Below are 20,626 nucleotides of genomic sequence, written 5' to 3'. Positions count from 1 at the left end.
AACGGTGGCGCTCTATGGCCAGCAGAATATAAGCAAAAGTATCTTAATTTAATCACGCAAAACAATCAAAGTCACTCCTACCATGCTATCGCTCTTGCAAAATAACAACCGGAAATAAAACCATTTATTAAAACATTAATCATTTTAGCCAGCTAAATGGCTCATGTTGAATAACTATATACCGAAGTTTTTGCCCGATTATTAAGCCATTTTTCAGTTGCAATATCTGGTCATTTATTTAATGCAATAAGTATAATAAATTAAAAGCCCATAATGAAAAATGCCAGTCATATAGACTGGCATTTAGTATTTGCTTTGAAGTTAAGCGGTTATTACCAACCTGCTTTTTCTTTTAGTGCAACACCTATATCTGCAAGAGAACGCACAGTTTTAACACCTGCGGCTTCAAGAGCTGCAAACTTCTCGTCTGCTGTACCTTTACCACCTGCGATAATCGCACCTGCGTGCCCCATACGCTTACCTTCTGGTGCAGTTACACCAGCAATGTAAGAAACGACAGGCTTTGTCACGTTCGCTTTGATGTACTCAGCTGCTTCTTCTTCCGCAGTACCACCAATTTCACCAATCATCACGATTGCTTCTGTTTGAGGGTCGTTTTGGAACATTTCTAGTACGTCAATAAAGTTAGTACCAGGAATTGGGTCACCACCGATACCAACACATGAAGACTGACCGAAACCTGCATCTGTAGTTTGCTTAACCGCTTCATACGTTAACGTACCAGAGCGAGAAACAATGCCTACTTTACCAGGTTTATGGATATGGCCAGGCATGATACCAATTTTGGTTTCACCCGGAGTGATAACACCAGGGCAGTTAGGACCAATCATGCGCACACCCGTTTGATCAAGCTTAACTTTAACGTCAACCATATCAAGCGTTGGAATGCCTTCAGTGATACAAACGATAAGCTCGATGCCAGCATCGATTGCTTCTAAAATTGCATCTTTACAAAAAGCTGCTGGTACATAGATAACCGATGCCGTTGCGCCTGTTTCTTCTACCGCATCACGTACTGTGTTAAATACAGGAAGACCTAAGTGAGTTTGACCGCCTTTACCAGGAGACACACCACCAACCATCTGCGTACCATACTGGATAGCTTGCTCAGAGTGGAAAGTACCTTGACCGCCAGTGAAACCCTGACAAATTACTTTAGTCTCTTTATTAATTAATACAGACATTATTTGCCCTCCGCAGCAGCAACAACTTTCTGTGCAGCATCTGTTAGTGATTCTGCAGCGATAATGTCAAGGTCTGAGTTAGCTAAAACTTCACGACCTAGTTCAGCATTAGTACCTTCTAAGCGTACTACTACTGGCACTTGAACGCCAACTTCTTTAACTGCACCGATAATACCTTCTGCAATCATGTCACAACGTACAATACCACCGAAGATGTTAACTAGCACTGCTTTAACATTGTCATCAGATAGGATAATCTTGAATGCTTCAGCTACACGCTCTTTTGTTGCGCCGCCACCAACATCTAAGAAGTTAGCTGGCTTGCCGCCATGTAGGTTTACGATATCCATAGTACCCATCGCTAGGCCTGCACCGTTAACCATACAACCTACGTTACCATCTAGTGCAACGTAGTTAAGCTCGAAGCTTGCTGCGTGGGCTTCACGCGCATCTTCTTGTGATGGATCGTGAAACTCACGGATCTTAGGCTGACGGAATAATGCATTACCGTCTACACCGATTTTACCATCAAGACAGTGAAGGTTACCTTCATCAGTGATTACTAGTGGATTGATCTCTAGTAATGCGAAATCATGGTTGTTAAACATATTTGCAAGACCCATGAAGATCTTAACAAATTGTTTAATTTGTACTGGGTTTAGACCTAGCTTGAAGCCTAGCTCACGACCTTGGTAAGCCTGTGGGCCAACTAGAGGATCAATTTCAGCTTTATGGATTAGCTCTGGTGTTTCTTCTGCAACGGTTTCAATTTCAACACCGCCTTCAGTAGACGCCATGAACACAACTTTACGTGTTGCACGGTCTACAACAGCACCTAGGTATAATTCGTTCGCGATATCTGTGCAGCTTTCTACTAAAATTTTAGCGACTGGCTGACCTTTTTCGTCCGTTTGGTAAGTTACTAAGTTTTTACCTAACCAGTTTTCAGCAAATGCGCGAATTTCTTCTTTGCTATCAGCAAGCTTAACACCACCTGCTTTACCACGGCCACCGGCGTGTACTTGACATTTAACTACCCATTTGTCGCCGCCAATTTTAGCAGCTGCTTCTACCGCTTCCTGAGGTGTATCACAAGCGAACCCCTCAGATACTGGCAAACCATAGTCGGCAAATAGTTGTTTTGCCTGATACTCATGCAAATTCATGATGCTTTATCCAATTTCTTATACTAAAAAAGCTGAATATTTATGCAAATAATCAGCTATCCCAAATTGCGCTCCTAGTATAGATCCCAAGGCTTACGATGAAAACCCTAGTTAGACCAAAGGCGCAAAAAAAAAGCTGTATGAACAAACATACAGCTTAATATCTAATCAATTACGATTAAACGTCTAGTAATAAACGTGTCGGGTCTTCTAATAAGTCTTTAATCGTAACTAAGAAACCTACAGATTCCTTACCATCAATTTGACGGTGGTCATAGCTTAGTGCCAAATACATCATAGGCAAGATTTCTACTTTGCCATTTACCGCCATTGGACGTTCTTGAATTTTGTGCATGCCCAAGATTGAAGACTGAGGCAAATTAATGATAGGTGTTGATAGTAACGAACCAAACACACCACCGTTAGTAATAGTAAAGTTACCACCAGTCATATCTTCAACAGTTAACTTACCATCGCGACCTTTAAGCGCGAGCTCGCGGATGCTTTTTTCAATTTCAGCAACAGATAATTTGTCACAATCACGCAATACAGGTGTTACTAGACCGCGTGGTGTTGACACTGCAATACTAATATCAAAATAGTTGTGATAAACGATATCATCACCATCAATTGATGCGTTTACATCAGGGAAACGCTTAAGTGCTTCCGTTACTGCTTTCACATAAAAAGACATAAAGCCTAGGCGAATACCATGGCGTTTTTCAAACACTTCTTGATATTGCTTACGAAGATCCATGATTGGTTTCATGTTCACTTCGTTGAACGTTGTTAACATTGCTGTTGAGTTTTTAGCTTCAAGTAGACGGTTGGCAATCGTCTTACGAAGACGCGTCATTGGTACACGCTTTTGTGTACGCTCACCCAAAGGTGCAGCAGGTGTAGAAGACGCTGCTGCTGCCGGCTTAGCAGCCGGAGCTTTTAAGAATGTATCAACATCTTCTTTGGTAATACGACCGCCCTTACCTGTACCTTTAATCTTAGACGCATCTAGGCCTTTTTCTGCAATTAGACGACGTACAGATGGCGTCAATACATCTGAGCTCTCATCTGAAGACGCTTGCGGTGCTGCGTCAACTTTGGCTTCTGATGATGCAGCTGGTGCACCACCTGCTGTGATTTTACCAATCACTTGCTCACCTAATACCGTGTCGCCTTCTGCGTGCACGTGTTCACCCATTACACCGTCTTCTGGTGCAACAACCTCTAAAACAACTTTATCAGTTTCAATATCAACTAGGTTTTGGTCACGGCTTACTGCTTCACCTGGTTGCACATGCCAAGTTGCGATTGTAGCATCCGCTACTGACTCTGGAAGTACAGGTACTTTAATGTCCACTTCTTTACCTTCTGCTGCTGGCGCCGATGAAGACGCTGCTGGTTGATCATTTGACTGAGCTGGTGCGCTAGCTTGCTCACCCGCGCCTAGAATTGCAATAACTTGTTCACCTAAAACCGTTGCACCATCTGCTTGTGTAATTTCAGTGATCACGCCATCTTCAGGCGCAACTACTTCAAGCACAACTTTGTCTGTTTCAATATCAACTAGGTTTTGGTCACGAGTTACTGTATCACCAACGCTAACGTGCCAAGTTGCTACTGTAGCATCTGCAACTGACTCAGGAAGAACAGGAACCTTAATTTCGGTTGTCATCTCTTATCCCTTACTTTTTAATTGTTAATGCGTCAGCAACTAACGCGTTTTGTTCTTTAGTATGTGTTGACATATAGCCACACGCAGGTGCTGCCGAGGCTTTACGGCCAGCATAAGTTAGGTTCGCGCCCGCTGGAATTGCATCCCAGAAATGGTGCTGCGAACAATACCAAGCACCTTGGTTTTGTGGTTCTTCTTGACACCATACAAAATCTTTTACGTGCTGGTAACGAGCCATAATTTCGTCCATTTCCTGATGCGGGAACGGATATAATTGCTCCACACGCACAATAGCGACATTATTTAACTCAAGTTTTCGACGTTCTTGCAATAACTCGTAATATACTTTACCGCTACAGAACACCACTCGTTCAACGTTAGCCGGATCGAGATCATCTACTTCATCAATCATATTGTGGAATGTGCCTTGTGCTAGCTCTTCAATGGATGAAACAGCTAACGGGTGGCGAAGTAATGATTTTGGCGTCATAACAATTAGTGGACGACGCAACGGACGAACCGACTGACGACGCAACATAGCATAAACCTGTGCAGGTGTTGAAGGCACACACACTTGCATATTGTGATCAGCACACAACTGTAAGTAACGCTCTAAACGAGCAGAGCTATGCTCTGGACCTTGACCTTCATAGCCATGAGGTAACAACATAGTCAGGCCACATAAACGACCCCACTTTTGCTCACCTGAGCTTAAAAATTGGTCAAATACAACCTGAGCACCGTTAGCAAAGTCTCCAAATTGAGCTTCCCAAAGTACTAAAGAAGTCGGCTCTGCCGTTGCATAACCATATTCAAATGCTAGTACAGCTTCTTCAGATAATACTGAATCGTATACTTCAAATGCACCTTGCTCTTGGCCAATATCCTGCAATGGTAGATAGGTAGAGCCATCTGCCTGATTATGCACAACTGCATGGCGGTGGAAAAAAGTACCTCGGCCAGAATCTTGACCGGTCATACGAATATCAACACCTTCGTCCACCAAAGTCGCATAGGCTAATGTTTCTGCCATCCCCCAGTCAAGTTGCTTGTCACCTTTTGCCATTGCTTTACGGTCATCGTATATTTTCTTAACACGAGATTGCGCTTTATGCGACTCTGGATAGGTTGACACTTTATCCGCTAAGTCTTTTAATTTTTCAACTGACAGTTTTGGATCGTATTCAACATCCCAATCGTGACCCACAAACTTAGACCAATCTGAGGAATGCTTAGTATCTGATTTTATTTCTTCTACTACACATTCGCCATTATCTAAGCCATTACGGTAATCGTTAGCCAGTTTTTTAGCATCATCCGCTGAAATAACACCTTCAGACACTAACTGATCAGTATAAAGCTGACGTGGTACTGGGTGTTTTTTAATTTTCTGATACATCAACGGCTGCGTTGCGTTTGGTTCATCAGCTTCGTTGTGACCGTGTCGACGGTAACAAACTAAATCAATTACCACATCGCGACGGAACTGATTACGAAAATCAAGTGCAAGCTGAGTTACAAAAGCAACTGCTTCTGGGTCATCTGAATTGACATGGAAAATAGGTGCCTGAACCATCTTAGCAATATCAGTACAGTAGTCTGTAGAACGTACATCTTCTTGTTTAGAAGTCGTAAAGCCCACTTGGTTATTGACGACAATTCGAATTGTACCGCCAACACCAAATGCACGTGTTTGTGATAAGTTGAAGGTTTCTTGAACAACACCTTGGCCTGCAATTGCAGAATCGCCATGAATCGTAATTGGCAGTGCTTTTGACCCCGTTTTACATCCTAAACGGTCTAAACGCGCCCGTACTGAACCCATGACTACTGGGTTAACAATTTCTAAGTGGGACGGATTAAACGCTAACGCCATATGGACGTCACCACCTTGCGTGGCAAAATCAGATGAGAAGCCCATGTGATATTTAACATCACCAGAGCCAGCTGATTCGCCATATTTACCAGCAAACTCGTCAAATAGCTCCTGCGGGTTTTTACCCAACACATTGACTAGTACGTTTAAGCGACCACGGTGCGCCATACCAATGACAGCTTCTTCTTGACCACTTTCACCAGCTCGGTGAATTAGCTCTTTAAGCATCGGTACTAATGCATCGCCACCTTCAAGAGAGAATCTCTTGGCACCAGGGAATTTTGCACCTAAATACTTTTCTAAACCATCTACTGCTGTGAGGCCTTTCAGAATGCGTAGTTTTGTTTCTTTGCTAAATTGAGGCTTGGAGAAGGTTGATTCTAAGCGTTGCTGTAACCAACGTTTTTCTTCAGTAGAAGTGATGTGCATATATTCCGCGCCAACAGAACCACCATAAGTGGTTTTTAACGCTGAGTATAAGTCTTTTAGCTTCATTGTCTCTTTGCCACCTGCGAAAGAGCCAACGTTATATTCTTTTTCTAAATCCGCATCGGTTAGGTCGTGATAATCAAGCTCTAAATCTCGAACTCGTTCACGTTTCCAAAGACCAAGTGGGTCTAAGTTGGCATTTTGGTGGCCTCTAAACCTAAATGCGTTTATCAGTTGCAGTACTTTGACCTGCTTCGCGTCAGACGAGCTATCCGCTGCAACCACTACTTCTCTATGTTTGTTTTTCGCAAGGTCAGCAAACTGCTCCCTTACTTGCGAATGTTTAACATCAACATCCACTCCATCAACTTTAGGTAGTTGATCAAACACTTCCCGCCATTCTTCTGGCACTGAAGTCGCATCATCAAGATACGCTTCATACAGCTCTTCTACATAAGCTACGTTTCCGCCGTACAAATGCGAAGATTCTAGCCATGCCTTCATCACACCTTCGTGCATTTATTAGCCCTTTTCTCTAGCGCAGAAATTTAATTAACAAGATGGCATGCGCCGCATGCCATCTAAGGATTTAAATATGTATTAAACCGAACGATTTAACAACATAGATTTAATCTGACCAATGGCTTTAGTTGGATTCAAGCCTTTTGGACATACGCTAACACAGTTCATTATACCGTGACAGCGGAATACGCTGAACGCATCATCAAGATCTGCCAGGCGTTCTTCAGTTGCTGTATCACGAGTATCAGCTAAGAAGCGATACGCATGCAAAAGGCCAGCTGGACCGATGAACTTATCTGGATTCCACCAAAACGATGGACAAGACGTTGAACAACACGCACATAAAATACACTCATATAACCCATCTAGCTCTTCACGCTCTTCGATTGTTTGAAGACGCTCTTCACCACCAGTTGGCTTATCATTAATTAAGAAAGGTTTCACCTTTTCATATTGAGTGTAGAACTGACTCATATCAATTACCAAGTCACGCACTACCGGTAAACCGGGTAGTGGACGCAAAATAATTTTACCTTTGCCATTTTTTTGCAATGCAGAAAGAGGGGTAATACATGCAAGGCCGTTTTTGCCATTCATGTTTACTCCGTCAGACCCACATACGCCCTCACGACAAGAGCGGCGAAAAGATAGGGTTGGATCTTGCTCTTTTAAGAGTAAAAGTGCGTCCAACACCATCATGTCACGACCTTCTTCTACTTCTAGCGTGTAATCCTGCATGTGTGGTGCATTATCCACATCAGGATTGTAACGATAAACAGAAAATTCTAAAGTTGCCATCGCTGTGCTCCTAGTAAGTACGTGCTTTAGGTGGGAATGCTTCACGAGTCTTAGGCGCGTAGTTTACTTCACGCTTACTCATACTTTCCGTCACAGGGTTATAAACCGTATGACATAGCCAGTTTTCATCATCACGTTCAGGGTAATCAAAGCGAGAGTGAGCACCACGGCTTTCTTGACGGAAGTTTGCTGCAACCGCTGTTGAATAGGCTGTTTCCATCAAATTATCAAGCTCTAAGCATTCAATACGCTGTGTATTAAATTCTGTTGACTTATCATCAAGACGCGCGTGCTGAAGCCGCTCGCGAATTTCTTTAAGTTGCTGTAGACCCTCAGACATTGAGTCTCCTTCTCGGAATACCGAGAAGTTAAGCTGCATGCATTGTTGTAAATCTTTTTTGATTTGAACCGGATCTTCGCCTTGACCTTTACTTGAATTTTCCCAGCGATTAAAGCGAGCAAACGCTGCATCAATATCATCGCTTGTTGCTTGCTTTGACACTTCTGCTTGAGCAAGGTACTGACCCAAGAAGTTACCAGCTGCACGACCGAATACAACTAAGTCTAGCAATGAGTTACCACCAAGACGGTTGGCACCGTGTACAGATACACATGCAATCTCACCTACGGCAAATAGGCCTTCAACTAACTTATTATTACCGTTTTCGTCTACACTCAATACCTGACCATTAACGTTAGTTGGTACACCACCCATCATGTAGTGGCACGTTGGTATCACAGGAATTGGCTCTTTGGCTGGGTCAACGTGTGCGAATGTCTTCGACAAATCACATACGCCTGGCAGACGAAGGTTAAGTGTTTCTTCACCCAAATGATCAAGCTTAAGCTTAAGGTGAGGACCCCAAGGACCATCACAACCACGCCCTTCACGAATTTCTGTCATCATTGAACGAGCAACAACATCGCGTGAAGCTAAGTCTTTAGCATTTGGTGCATAACGCTCCATGAAACGCTCACCGTCTTTGTTCAACAGATAGCCACCTTCGCCACGACAACCTTCAGTTACTAGCGTACCAGCCCCTGCAATACCCGTAGGGTGGAACTGCCACATTTCCATGTCTTGCATTGCGATGCCAGCACGTGTTGCCATACCTACACCATCACCGGTGTTGATATGAGCATTGGTCGTAGAAGCAAAGATACGCCCTGCACCACCCGTTGCTAATACAACAGCTTTAGACTTGAAGAAAGTAACTTCACCTGATTCAATATCAATCGCAGTACAGCCAACAACATCACCGTTGTCGTTTTTAACCAAATCTAATGCATACCATTCAGAAAACACGTTAGTTTTGTTTTTAACGTTCTGTTGGTATAGGCAATGAAGCAATGCATGACCAGTACGGTCTGCAGCCGCAGCAGTACGTGCCGCTTGTTCACCACCAAAGTTTTTCGATTGACCACCGAAAGGACGTTGATAAACACGGCCATTTTCAAAACGAGAAAAAGGTAAACCCATGTTTTCTAATTCGGTAATTGCTTCTGGGCCAGTTTGACACATGTATTCAATTGCGTCTTGGTCACCAATAAAGTCAGACCCTTTAACCGTATCATACATGTGCCATTCCCAATTATCTTCATGAGAATTACCTAACGCAACGGTAATACCACCTTGCGCAGATACAGTATGAGAACGAGTAGGGAAAACTTTTGAAATCAACGCACAAGTTTTACCTGATTCAGAAATCGCAAGCGCTGCACGCATACCAGCACCGCCCGCACCAATTACAACAGCATCAAATTCACGAGTATTGTATTTCACTTAAACACCCCACAGAACAAACAGACCAATTGCTACGTAAGCAAGAGCCATTAGGTTTAATACAAAGCCAAGCACAGAACGCATGGTTGAGCACTTTACGTAGTCTGTTAATACTTGCCAAAGACCGATACGTGTATGCACCATGATGCAAACTAATGTAACGATTGTTGCAGCTTTAACAGCTAAGTTTGAAAATAAACCCTGCCACGCTTCGTATGTAAGTTCTGGTGTTAGAAGTAAATAACCAACAATAAATACTGCATATGCTGCAATTACTAATGCGGTTGTGCGTAGTGAAACGTAATCTTGTACGCCATCACGCTTGAGAGTTGCTTGATTTAAGACCATATCCACACTCCTGCTAAAATTGCTGCTATCACAGAAAGTGAAATTGCAATTATAGCGCTGCTATTGCCCGACTCTAATTCTTCCCAATGACCCATGTCTTGGATCATATGGCGGATACCAACGATTAAGTGGTATGCCAACACACTGACGGTGCCCCACGCAATGAACTTTGCAATAAAGCCAGTGAATAGGCCCCTCACAAATTCAAAACCTTCAGGAGAAGAAAGAGACTCAGACCAAGCCCAAATGACAAAAGTTAAAGCGAAGAACAAGGCTACCCCAGTTACACGGTGCAGAATTGACGCTTTAGCCGTTGCCGGCATAGATATAGTCGTAAGATCTAGATTTACAGGTCTTTGCTTTTTCACAGTTACTTGCCCATCTTGCCCCATAAAGGAGCTCATCTACTTGTTGTTATAAAACCCATTTGCACCCATGTACAAATGGCACACTCTAAATAAACCTGTTTTTCCAAAAAAAAGATCATTTTTCGTAAAAATAGGTTTACCCACAGACGATACGGTATAAAACCTTTTACAGTATATAAGGCCATGCGCGCTTTTACAATTCTTGTTTAGATTGAGACGGTTGCGAATTAGCCAATGGTATAATATTTAATCTTGATAGAATATTTATTATACATATTTGCATAATTCTTAGAAAAATTGACTTTCTACCCTATTTTTACGTTAAAATGATCGGAATTTGCTTAACATTAGTATCACAACATAACAATCAGAATTGTTATTTCATAGGAGATAAATAGATGGCAGATAAGAAAGCCACTGTACATATTGAAGGTCACGATCCAATCGAGCTTCCAATTTACTCAGGCACAGCAGGCCAAGACGTAATAGATGTTCGCACACTAGGCGCTCATGGCCACTTCACTTATGACCCAGGTTTTATGTCTACCGGTTCGTGCGAGTCATCTATCACCTACATTGACGGCGGGAAAGGCGTACTATTACATCGTGGCTACCCAATTGAACAGCTAGCAGACAACTCTAACTACATCGAACTTTGTTATCTTTTACTTAACGGTGAGTTACCGACAGCTGAACAGCATGCTGAATTTGCAGATGAGATCACACGCAACACGATGTTGCATGAAAAAATCGCGGTATTCTTCCAAGGCTTCCGCGTAGATTCACACCCAATGGCAATGCTTTGTGGTGTGGTAGGTGCTTTGTCATCTTTTTACCATGACGACTTGGATATCTCTGATTCTGAACAACGTCACCGCAGTGCGGTTCGCTTAATTGCTAAGTTACCTACCATCGCGGCAATGGCTTACAAATATAACGTTGGTCAGCCATTTGTTTATCCTCGCAATGACTTGAGCTATGCAGAAAACTTCCTTCACATGATGTTTTCGGTCCCAGCTGAAGAATATAAAGTTAACCCCATTCTTGCAAAAGCAATGGACAAAATCTTTATGCTTCATGCAGATCACGAACAAAATGCATCAACATCTACAGTTCGCTTAGCTGGCTCTTCAGGTGCTAATCCTTATGCTTGTATCGCAGCAGGTATCGCATCATTATGGGGCCCAGCACATGGTGGTGCTAACGAAGCATGTTTGAACATGTTAGAAGAAATCGGTTCGCTAGATCGTATCGACGAATACGTAGCTAAAGCAAAAGACAAGAATGACCCATTCCGTCTTATGGGCTTTGGTCACCGTGTTTATAAAAACTTCGATCCTCGCGCAACAGTCATGCGTCAAACGTGCCATGAAGTATTGAAAGAGTTAAACATTAAAGATCCATTGTTAGATGTAGCAATGCGTCTAGAGCAGATCGCACTTGAAGACCCATACTTCATCGAGAAGAAGCTTTACCCTAACGTAGATTTCTACTCAGGTATCATTTTGAAAGCAATTGGTATTCCTACTAGTATGTTTACCGTTATTTTCGCGATGTCACGTACTGTTGGTTGGATCTCTCATTGGGATGAAATGTTATCTCAAGCAGGTCACAAAATTGGTCGTCCTCGTCAGTTGTACACAGGCTACGCAAAACGCGACTATAAAGCCACAACGCAGAGATAAGTTCACTTTAATTTGCTTTAAGGCCGCCTAATGCGGCCTTTTTTATTGGCTTTATCTCAGAATATATTTAAAATCTCCGCTCTTTAAATCTGAGGACTTATGCATGAGCGATATTGCGCAGCTAAGAAATGACTTTGTAACGCTAAACCAGAGCATAGAAGGTAATCCTTTAGTCTATCTAGATTCAGGTGCTACCAGCCAAAAGCCTCAGGTGGTAATAAATGAAATCAATCATTTTTACTCAAAAAACAATGCAAATGTACATAGAGGTTTACACACACTCAGTGAGCGAGTGACATCTCAGTATGAAGGTGTGCGTGAAAAGCTGGCTCAGTTTCTTGGTGTTTTTGCAACAGAATTAGTTTGGACCAGTGGCGCAACGCATAGCATTAACCTTGTTGCATCGGGTTTAACTAATCAATTGCGATACGACGATGTTATTTTGATTACCGCACTGGAGCACCACGCGAATATTGTACCATGGCAACAGCTCGCGCAACGAACAGGTGCCAAACTCAAAGTGATCCCAGTTAATGATCAAGGAATAATTTGCACAAACAACGTATTAGCACAAATACAGAAATGGCAACCGAAAATATTTGCCTGCACACATGCATCAAATACATTAGGTAACATACTCGATGTACAAGTCTTTATCGCACAGGCAAAAAAAATAGGTGCAACAACAATAATTGACGGAGCACAGGCTTTTTTGCACTTACGACCTAACCTTCGCCAGCTAGATTGCGACTTTTATGTGCTCTCGGCACACAAGGCACTTGGCCCAACGGGCCTAGGAATATTATTTGGTAAGTATGAACAATTAAACGCTCTCCCTGTATATCAAACTGGTGGAGAAATGATTGAAACGGTTACCTTTGATCAAACAACGTTTAGACAGGCTCCTGCTAAATTTGAACCGGGAACGCCTAATATATCTGCCGTTTTAGGCTTTGGAGCAGCAATAGATTACCTCAGTAATATCAACTTTTCTGCCATGCATAAATATGAACAAAGTTTGTTCAAATACTTGCTCGAACACTTGTCAGCTATTAAAGGCGTTAAGCTATATGGTGATTTAGACAATAATATTGGTACTATCAGTTTTACTTTTAAGTCAGAGCATCACTATGACTTAGCAATGCTACTTAACAGTTATGGCGTTGCTGTTCGCAGCGGCCACCATTGTACTCAGCCACTCATGCAAGCACTCAATCTCAATGGTACAATTCGAGTTAGCTTGGCGTTTTATAACAACCATACCGATATTGATAGGTTTATCAGTGCCTTAAATAACTGTATTCAATTGATAGAAGGATAGTATTTGTGACATATCAGGAGATCCACGATAAGTTGACCAGCACCTCAAGCTGGCAACAAAGTTATCGTGAAATCATGTTGCTAGGTAAGCAGCTCCCTAACCTACCAAATGCTTTGAAAACAGAGCAAGCACAAGTAAAAGGGTGTGAAAGTAATGTGTGGCTTCATGTTGAATTGGATGAATCACAACAACATATGCTGCTGGTTGGCGACTCTGATACGCGTATCGTTAAAGGCTTATTAGCTATCGTACTTTCTTTATACAATAGTAAAACTCCCACACAAGCTGCCAAAATAGATGCATATCAAGAATTTGAATCACTGGGATTAATAAAGCATCTGAGCCCTTCAAGAGGTAACGGTATCAAAGCCATCGTAGACAGAATTCAAACAATAGCCTTACAGTGGGTTTAACTCTCTTTCAATACATCGACTTCTCTTATCGATGTATTGAATAACCTTTTACCATAAATAACACAGCTCTAAAGGCCTTAACTGACATCACTTAAAAGCTAAATAATATGAAAACGCATGAACAGCTACTATTTTTGACTATTCGATATCATGAACAAAATCAATGTATAAGACCAATTTTATTAAAAAATTGATCATTCTAGCGAGCTAAATGACTCATTCACTGCGTTAAAAGCAACCTAATGTAAAGTAAATTAAATCATTTTTAACTTTATCAACTTTTAGACTTATACTACTTTTGCCTTTTTATCCAAGTATTTACGAATAGCTTTCGCTGCTGCAAAAAAACCAAACGTACCCGTTACCATAGTCGCAGAGCCAAATCCTGTTGCACAATCCATGTTTTTACTGCCATCAGCTTGTTGCTTTGCCATACATACTTCGCCGCTGTCAGTTGGGTAAACCAGTTGTTCGGTAGAATAAACGCAATCGACACCAAATTTGCGCTTTGGGTTTGTCGAATAATTGTAATTTTTGCGCAGAATATAACGAACTTTAGCAAGTAAAGGGTCTTGCGTGGTTTTCGCTACATCACCAAATTGAATTTGACTGGGATCAGTCTGGCCACCAGCGCCTCCAGTGGTGATCACTGGAATTTTATTTCTCTTACAATGCGCAATTAACGCTGCTTTTTCTTTTACTGCATCAATACAGTCAATCACATAATCAAAGCCATTAATATGCTCAATGATGTTATCTAAGGTAATAAAGTCATCAATTAACTGTATATTACAGTTTGGGTTAATTTGCTTGAGCCTATCTTGCATAGCTTCAATTTTTTGTTCACCAATTGAAGATGATAATGCATGAATTTGACGATTCACATTGGTTACACAAATATCGTCTAAATCCACTAAACAAATCCGACCAACACCGCTACGTGCCAATGCTTCTGCAACCCAACTACCTACTCCACCTATACCAACAACACAAAAGTTAGCCTCGCTTAACCATTGCAATTGTTGCTCACCATATAGTCTGCCAATGCCACCAAAACGTAATTGGGTTTGCTGTTGTGTCATACTACCACTCTAACTGCCACGGGTTTTGCCATTTAGCAAAAGCTTCGTGATCTAATAATATTGAAAACTGCCCCATCGGTTGAGGCTTTGAAAAATAACATTTCACTTCATTTTGCCAAGAAAAACGCAAAGCATAAGCGTGTAAATAAACCCTATCACTTGGTACTCCACCATAAAGCTCATCACCTAAAATAGGTGAAGATAAACTTTTTAAGGCGACTCTAAGTTGGTGTGTTTTACCTGTAAATGGTTTTAAAATGCATGCCCTAACCCCAGGCTCTAGGCTTAAACTGTAAAATCGAGTTATTGCCGGGTTATCAGTGGATTTTAAAAGTTTGTAAGCCCCACGACGCGACTTTGCCATATCACCTTTTATCCAGCCTTGCTTTTTCTTTGGTTTCTCAGAAACTAAAGCAATATACGCTTTATCAATTTGCCGATTAGCGAATAACTGACTTAATGCATTAGCAGCCTTACTAGACTTTGCTAAAATAATTATCCCTGATGTTACTTTGTCTAATCGGTGTACTGCATAAAGCTTAATACCTAATTGCTTTTCAAGTTGCACAACAAAGCCAATATCACTTTCGCTATGAAAACTCACACCAACTTGTTTGTAGGCAACAACAAAGTCTGGCTCATCTGCGATTAATACAATATCAGCCATTTAAAATAACGCATTTTCTGTTATTAGAATAACTAGCATCGTGCTGTTAACCATGCCACTTTTCAATTTCATCAGCGCTAAGCTCTCGCGCTTCATCTTCAAGCAGCACCGGAATATCTTCACGAATAGGGTATGCCAGCTTTGCAGCGGTACTAATTAATTCACTATTTTCTTTATCGTATTGCAACTTTCCCTTACATACAGGACATGCCAAAATTTCTAATAGTTTTCTATCAAACGCCATGATAAATCTCTTTTTGTTTTAAAATCTGCTTTAATTGTGATTGCAACGCGTCACTAGGCTGCGCATCAACTTTCAAATAGTACCAGTTGTCTTTAGCAAACGCCTGACATTTAACTGCGTCTTTTTCTGTCATAAAAATAGGGGTATTGCCAAATAATGCAAAGTCACTTGCACTATATGCATGGTGATCTCGAAAATGATGTGTACTCTCTAAAGTAATACCTTGCTCTGTTAAACTTTTTTCAAAACGCTCAGGGTTGCCAATGGCACTAATCGCAATGCCATTATGCGGGTAGACTGTAGCTTCAGAGCCATTTATTACCCGATAAATACCTGTATGGGCAAGTTGATAGCTTATTTGGGCATTACCACCATTTTCAATCACCAAATCAACAGAGTTTAACCTACTTGGCAACTCTCTAAGTGGGCCTGCCGGCAACAAACAACCATTGCCGAATCGACGCCTTGCATCCACAACACATAGTTCTATTTCACGGTACATTTTATAATGCTGTAGCCCATCATCTGAGATAATGATATCTACCTCATAGCGCTTTTTGATATGCATACAACTCGCATGCCTATCTGCACCAATTACAATCGGGCAATTCAGCCTTGATGCCAGTAAAAATGGCTCATCCCCCGCCTCTTTGACTGAACTTGCTTTTGTGACTTCATATGGATAATTAAGCGCTTCAGAGCCATATCCTCTACTAATTACCGCTACTTTTAAGCCTAGCAGCTGTAAATAAGGCACAAGCCATAATACAAATGGCGTTTTACCATTACCACCAATACCAATATTGCCAACAATAATTATGGGTACATGCGCATGGAATCTTTTTCTCAGCCCAGCAGAAAAGCTCCATCGACGAAGCGTACTAACCAACCAAAAAACGGCGCTCAATGGTAACAATATGAACGTTAACAAGCTTTTTGCTTGGTACCAGCTTTTTTCAATCATATTATGCCCCATGTTGCATTTGGCACAATGCAGCGTAGGTTCCGCCAGACTCAAGCAGTGATTGGTGTGTACCTTGCTCAATAACTTGCCCTTGTTCAAGAACATATATCCTATCTGATTTTTCTATTGTTGATAGCCTATGCGCTATGACAATAGAGGTCTTATCTGCCATCAAGCTATCTAGTGCGCCTTGAATAAGCCTTTCAGATTCAGTATCAAGTGCTGAAGTGGCCTCATCTAAAATCAAAATAGGTGCATTTTTAACAAGCGCCCTTGCTATGGCAATACGCTGTCTTTGTCCGCCAGAGAGCATTACACCATTTTCACCTACCATGGTCTCAAGACCTTCAGGTAAGTCCTTAACGAACTCCCACACATGGGCCTGTTTAGCAACTTCTTCTAACTGCTCAGGTAACAAGGGTTCATCCAACCCATACATGATGTTATTGGCAATGGTGTCGTTAAACAGCACCACTTGTTGTGATACAACAGAAAATTGCCGACGCAAGTCTTTTAACTTGTACTGTTGTATAGCATGTCCATCGAGTAAAATCTCGCCCATTTCTATATCATAAAACCTCGGTAATAAATTAGATACAGTCGATTTACCGGAGCCAGAACGTCCTACAAGCGCAATGCTTTGTCCAGGTTTGATATGTAAAGATAGATCTCGAATAACAGGCTCTTGTTTGTTTGGGTAACAAAACGTTACGTTGTTTATTTCAAGCTCGCCCCGACAAGATGTGATAGCTAAAGTACCAGTATCTGCTTCAGTTGGAGTGTCTAAAATTTCAAAAATACTTTGCGCAGCGGCGATACCACGCTGTAATTCTCCATTCACATTAGCAAGCTGCTTAAGTGGTCTAAGCATCATCATCATCGACGATAAAAGCGCAACAAAAGTACCGGAGGTGATCGTATCTATCATCGATGGCATGGCAATTATCGCCAAAATTAGGGCCATTGCACTGGCCGCTAAAATTTGAATAACAGATACACTCAATGCACGTGTTGCGTCCATTTTCACTCTTTGTTGGCGATTGTGATTATTAACCTTTGCAAAGCGTCCTATTTCTTTGTTGTGACCTTCAAAACCATGGATTACTTTATGCCCTGACAACATTTGCTCAGAACCTCTTGTTACCTCACCCATTGCATCTTGAATATTCTTGGAAATTGTTCTGAAACGTTTAGAAACAACATTAACAATGACAGCCACAAGGGGAACAATCACTAAAAATATAGATGACAGTTGCCAACTAGCATCAAACATCACTACCAATAGGAAAACAACAAATGCACCTTCTCGGATCATGACTTGTAACGCTCGTGTAATAGCTTGCTGCACTTGCTCAGTATCAAAGGTGATCTTTGAGATCATATCGCCATTTGAGTGCTGATCATGAAAAGATACGGATAGAAATAGCATATGCTCAAACAATTGTTGTCTAAGCCTTTGTACCACTTGAGAACCTAAATAACTTAAGCAGTATGACGCCATATAGTTAAATACACCACGGCCAAGTACCAGTACTATCACCACCACAGGTGCCCACGTCAACACTTCACTGTTTCGTTGCGTTAGTCCTTCATCAATAAATGGTTGCATGAGTTTAATAAATAATGCATCCATTGCCGCATAGCCCAACATGCCCACGACTGAAAAGATCGCAACCATTTTAAAGTCAAATGTATACTTTAATAGCCGCTTGTAGACTTGTTTGGCACTGTGCTGCATAAAAACTCTCTGCTTTTGAAAACCCCGCTTATTGTACTTGTGCAGTGACCAAAAACAAAATGCAATGTTGCCAAAGCTCTCATCTTGAAGCAAAAAGTAATTAAATACCTAATCTATGGAGTATTCTCTGTACACTTATAAGAACCAATAATGGTAGTTTTCTCTAGCAGACTCTACTAACAGCCCCTGTTGAGTTATCTTTATACGAATATGTCCGTCAATTGCTGTATCAAGTTGCCTAACATCAACATTTGTATAGCGTGCAACTACCTCAGAGTGTGGCAAACGCCAAATTGAATAATAGCTACGAGAATAAATAGCAAGCTTAGGTTTAACTGCTGCAATGAACTCTTCACTCGATGACGTTCTACTCCCATGATGCGGCACAAGTAAAATATCACTCTGTAAGCTTTTTCTTGACTGTTTAACTAACCACTGCTCAGCTAAATACTCAATATCACCGGCAAGCAAAACTGAAAAACGTCCATCAGTAATCTTAACAACACATGAATTATTGTTTTTGCTAGACATCATTTGCGTTGGCCAAATTGATTCCACACTCAATGCACCAGCAAAGTTTAAGCGCGTTATATTACACAGCGAATCTGGCATTTCATTGTGAAACGCTCGCAAAGGTGCCTTGCCTGCAAAATTGATTAACTCATCTATGCCACCAACATGATCATTATCTTGATGACTCAAAACTACATGAGATAAGATAATTTTATTGCGCTCAATATAAGGCTTAATAACACGTTCAAAAATAGAAAATCGATCAAAATACTTTGCACCCAGATCATAGAGCACAGCCTGTTTTTGTGACGTTATCAATACAGCAGTGCCATGACCTACATCAAATACGTCCATTTGCCAATGTACTCTAGGTTGCATAAGTGCATACCCTGCACTTATTAATAGAGGCAAGCACGCAATCATGCGCCAGATTTTAACATGCATGACTAATAGTAATGCCAAATAGCACGCGATTAAATAAGAAAACTCAAAGGGTTGTGTTGGCAACCAACCTATAGTCAGCAGGTTATTGCTAAATAATTGCAATAACCAACTGAAAAAACCATCTAACAACAGAAACCAACTATCGCTAATACCCAACCCTAATAGAGGCAATAGAATCAATAAAGCCGGTAGTAATGCAAATGTTAAAAGTGGTATGAACACGATGTTTGTCAATAAAGACGAAACACTTACGCCATAAAAGAAAAAACTACTCAAGGGCGCTAAGACAACGCCTAATATCAGTTGTAGAATAATAAGTTGCGTTATAAAGCGTTCTACACCTAGTTGATGAATAAAAATCCGTACAAACGTAAAAATACTATACACCGCAATGAACGAAAAATATAACCCAGGATTGAGTAAAGAAAAGGGGTCAAATAACAGCACACCACACAAAGCAAATAACAAAGTTCTATAGTTAATCACGCGTTTATCAAAAATATATGCAATCACTAAAACGATAAGCATTAATAATGCTCTAAGCGCCGACACGCTCAAACCACTTAGCAATACATACACTGCACTACCAAGTAAACCAATCGCGGCGTAGTATCGGTTTACATCGTATAATTGATTAAACTTACAGCCACACAAAGCACAGCTAAACAATAGCCATTGCGCCATGTAAAAACATAATCCATAAATAATACCTACATGTAACCCAGATATTGCCAGCATATGGCTCAGACCTAAGCGTTGCATTAGCTGGGTATTTTCGTAGTTCGTTTTTGACCTGTCGCCACTTAGCAAGGTGTAGTAAAGCCAAGATAACTCATATTTTTCCAAATGCGGCCACAACCAAGTCCGGTAGGAGGAAATCCAAGTCATAGATCGAGAAGGAGACACCTCAAAAGCAACTAGCTTGCCTTTAAAATGAAGGTTTTTCGTAAACGCATATAGTTCACTATCAAAGCTGTCGAAATTTTTTCGACTTCTATATGGTTTCAGCTTAGCAGTTGCTGTAAAGCAAGTACCAACGTTAAGCGACTCGTTGTCGAGTTTAACTGCTATATTTGCGAATATAGATTTATACCAAGGTATTACCTTACTATCTAGTTGTGTAAGCTTAATGCGTAAATACCCTTTAGAAAGTACTCTTTCGACTTCACCTTTGATGAGTACTGTTTGTAATTTATCACTCCCTAAAGGAATTTGTTGGTAAAACAGCCTATAATGTACCGAAACTGAAAAAATAGCGAAAATAAAACCTAACAATAAAAGCCAAAACGGCTTAAAATAACACGCGATGATCAATAGGAAGAGTAAGCTGCAGTAAAATTGCCACCGACCAAAATAAAACATGGTGACTATGCAGCCTAAACAAAACC

The 20,626-nt window shown here is 41.2% G+C and carries 17 protein-coding genes; 3 read left to right on the top strand and 14 right to left on the bottom strand.

Annotated features, from left to right (window positions below):
- Positions 1-332: 332 nt before the first annotated feature.
- The 8 genes from sucD to sdhC all read right to left on the bottom strand — a co-directional run bounded on the left by sucD (position 333) and on the right by sdhC (position 10,167).
- On the bottom strand, positions 333-1,205 hold the full coding sequence (gene sucD, locus OCI93_RS13235) for a succinate--CoA ligase subunit alpha (RefSeq protein ID WP_261593493.1): 873 nt from the start codon (positions 1,203-1,205) through the stop codon (positions 333-335).
- Positions 1,205-2,371, bottom strand: coding sequence for an ADP-forming succinate--CoA ligase subunit beta (sucC, locus tag OCI93_RS13230; RefSeq protein WP_261593492.1), 1,167 nt, complete (start codon positions 2,369-2,371; stop codon positions 1,205-1,207). The genes sucD and sucC overlap by 1 nt, the downstream gene beginning before the upstream one ends.
- Positions 2,372-2,549: 178 nt before the next feature.
- Positions 2,550-4,043 (bottom strand): 2-oxoglutarate dehydrogenase complex dihydrolipoyllysine-residue succinyltransferase, encoded by a 1,494-nt coding sequence (gene odhB / locus OCI93_RS13225; protein ID WP_261626586.1) that lies wholly within the window; start codon positions 4,041-4,043, stop codon positions 2,550-2,552.
- 10 nt (positions 4,044-4,053) lie between these two features.
- Positions 4,054-6,867, bottom strand: coding sequence for a 2-oxoglutarate dehydrogenase E1 component (sucA, locus tag OCI93_RS13220; protein WP_261626585.1), 2,814 nt, complete (start codon positions 6,865-6,867; stop codon positions 4,054-4,056).
- A gap of 81 nt (positions 6,868-6,948) precedes the next feature.
- Entirely contained in the window at positions 6,949-7,668 is a 720-nt protein-coding gene (locus OCI93_RS13215; RefSeq protein WP_261593489.1) for a succinate dehydrogenase iron-sulfur subunit, read from the bottom strand.
- Between the two features lie 10 nt (positions 7,669-7,678).
- Positions 7,679-9,451 carry a succinate dehydrogenase flavoprotein subunit gene (gene sdhA, locus OCI93_RS13210; RefSeq protein WP_261593488.1) on the bottom strand — a complete coding sequence of 591 codons (1,773 nt, stop codon included), beginning with the start codon at positions 9,449-9,451 and terminating at the stop codon, positions 7,679-7,681.
- Complete coding sequence (gene sdhD / locus OCI93_RS13205; protein WP_261593487.1) at positions 9,452-9,799, bottom strand: succinate dehydrogenase, hydrophobic membrane anchor protein; 348 nt, start codon at positions 9,797-9,799, stop codon at positions 9,452-9,454.
- Positions 9,790-10,167: a succinate dehydrogenase, cytochrome b556 subunit gene (gene sdhC, locus OCI93_RS13200; protein WP_261626614.1), complete on the bottom strand. Its 378-nt coding sequence runs from the start codon at positions 10,165-10,167 to the stop codon at positions 9,790-9,792. Before sdhC ends, sdhD begins: the two co-directional genes overlap by 10 nt.
- Positions 10,168-10,565: 398 nt before the next feature.
- On the opposite strand from sdhC, the gene OCI93_RS13195 reads away from it, so the two are divergent.
- The 3 genes from OCI93_RS13195 (at position 10,566) to OCI93_RS13185 (ending at position 13,586) form a co-directional block, all read left to right on the top strand.
- Positions 10,566-11,852, top strand: a complete 1,287-nt coding sequence (locus tag OCI93_RS13195; RefSeq protein WP_261593486.1) for a citrate synthase — start codon at positions 10,566-10,568, stop codon at positions 11,850-11,852.
- A gap of 103 nt (positions 11,853-11,955) precedes the next feature.
- Positions 11,956-13,173, top strand: a complete 1,218-nt coding sequence (locus OCI93_RS13190; RefSeq protein WP_261593485.1) for an aminotransferase class V-fold PLP-dependent enzyme — start codon at positions 11,956-11,958, stop codon at positions 13,171-13,173.
- Between the two features lie 5 nt (positions 13,174-13,178).
- Positions 13,179-13,586 carry a SufE family protein gene (locus tag OCI93_RS13185; RefSeq protein WP_261593484.1) on the top strand — a complete coding sequence of 136 codons (408 nt, stop codon included), beginning with the start codon at positions 13,179-13,181 and terminating at the stop codon, positions 13,584-13,586.
- A 287-nt stretch (positions 13,587-13,873) separates the two neighbouring features.
- Here the strand turns inward: OCI93_RS13185 and tcdA are convergent, their stop codons facing one another.
- The 6 genes from tcdA to OCI93_RS13155 form a co-directional block, all read right to left on the bottom strand.
- Positions 13,874-14,668 (bottom strand): tRNA cyclic N6-threonylcarbamoyladenosine(37) synthase TcdA, encoded by a 795-nt coding sequence (tcdA, locus tag OCI93_RS13180; RefSeq protein ID WP_261593483.1) that lies wholly within the window; start codon positions 14,666-14,668, stop codon positions 13,874-13,876.
- Between the two features lies 1 nt (position 14,669).
- Positions 14,670-15,335, bottom strand: a complete 666-nt coding sequence (locus OCI93_RS13175; RefSeq protein WP_261626584.1) for a TIGR01621 family pseudouridine synthase — start codon at positions 15,333-15,335, stop codon at positions 14,670-14,672.
- Positions 15,336-15,381: 46 nt separating this feature from the next.
- Positions 15,382-15,579: a Trm112 family protein gene (locus OCI93_RS13170; protein ID WP_261593481.1), complete on the bottom strand. Its 198-nt coding sequence runs from the start codon at positions 15,577-15,579 to the stop codon at positions 15,382-15,384.
- The gene (gene lpxK, locus OCI93_RS13165; protein ID WP_261626583.1) at positions 15,569-16,543 is read right to left on the bottom strand and encodes a tetraacyldisaccharide 4'-kinase; all 975 of its coding nucleotides are present in this window, start codon (positions 16,541-16,543) and stop codon (positions 15,569-15,571) included. Before lpxK ends, OCI93_RS13170 begins: the two co-directional genes overlap by 11 nt.
- Position 16,544: 1 nt before the next feature.
- On the bottom strand, positions 16,545-18,281 hold the full coding sequence (msbA, locus tag OCI93_RS13160; RefSeq protein WP_261626582.1) for a lipid A export permease/ATP-binding protein MsbA: 1,737 nt from the start codon (positions 18,279-18,281) through the stop codon (positions 16,545-16,547).
- Between the two features lie 135 nt (positions 18,282-18,416).
- Complete coding sequence (locus OCI93_RS13155) at positions 18,417-20,600, bottom strand: DNA internalization-related competence protein ComEC/Rec2 (RefSeq protein ID WP_410007635.1); 2,184 nt, start codon at positions 20,598-20,600, stop codon at positions 18,417-18,419.
- Positions 20,601-20,626: the final 26 nt, after the last annotated feature.

The organism is Pseudoalteromonas holothuriae, assembly GCF_945859825.1.
Taxonomy (GTDB): Bacteria; Pseudomonadota; Gammaproteobacteria; order Enterobacterales; family Alteromonadaceae; genus Pseudoalteromonas; species Pseudoalteromonas holothuriae.
The sequence above is the reverse complement of the archived record's forward strand: the minus strand, read 5'-3'. Positions and strand labels throughout refer to the sequence as shown.

Coding starts and splice junctions, on each gene's coding strand:
- tcdA (WP_261593483.1), bottom strand. CDS start 14,668: ATGACACAACAGCAAACCCAATTACGTTTTGGTGGCATTGGCAGACTA.
- OCI93_RS13170 (WP_261593481.1), bottom strand. CDS start 15,579: ATGGCGTTTGATAGAAAACTATTAGAAATTTTGGCATGTCCTGTATGT.
- OCI93_RS13175 (WP_261626584.1), bottom strand. CDS start 15,335: ATGGCTGATATTGTATTAATCGCAGATGAGCCAGACTTTGTTGTTGCC.
- OCI93_RS13190 (WP_261593485.1), top strand. CDS start 11,956: ATGAGCGATATTGCGCAGCTAAGAAATGACTTTGTAACGCTAAACCAG.
- sdhD (WP_261593487.1), bottom strand. CDS start 9,799: ATGGTCTTAAATCAAGCAACTCTCAAGCGTGATGGCGTACAAGATTAC.
- sucC (WP_261593492.1), bottom strand. CDS start 2,371: ATGAATTTGCATGAGTATCAGGCAAAACAACTATTTGCCGACTATGGT.
- odhB (WP_261626586.1), bottom strand. CDS start 4,043: ATGACAACCGAAATTAAGGTTCCTGTTCTTCCTGAGTCAGTTGCAGAT.
- sucA (WP_261626585.1), bottom strand. CDS start 6,867: ATGCACGAAGGTGTGATGAAGGCATGGCTAGAATCTTCGCATTTGTAC.
- msbA (WP_261626582.1), bottom strand. CDS start 18,281: ATGCAGCACAGTGCCAAACAAGTCTACAAGCGGCTATTAAAGTATACA.
- OCI93_RS13155 (WP_410007635.1), bottom strand. CDS start 20,600: ATGTTTTATTTTGGTCGGTGGCAATTTTACTGCAGCTTACTCTTCCTA.
- OCI93_RS13215 (WP_261593489.1), bottom strand. CDS start 7,668: ATGGCAACTTTAGAATTTTCTGTTTATCGTTACAATCCTGATGTGGAT.
- lpxK (WP_261626583.1), bottom strand. CDS start 16,543: ATGATTGAAAAAAGCTGGTACCAAGCAAAAAGCTTGTTAACGTTCATA.
- sucD (WP_261593493.1), bottom strand. CDS start 1,205: ATGTCTGTATTAATTAATAAAGAGACTAAAGTAATTTGTCAGGGTTTC.
- OCI93_RS13195 (WP_261593486.1), top strand. CDS start 10,566: ATGGCAGATAAGAAAGCCACTGTACATATTGAAGGTCACGATCCAATC.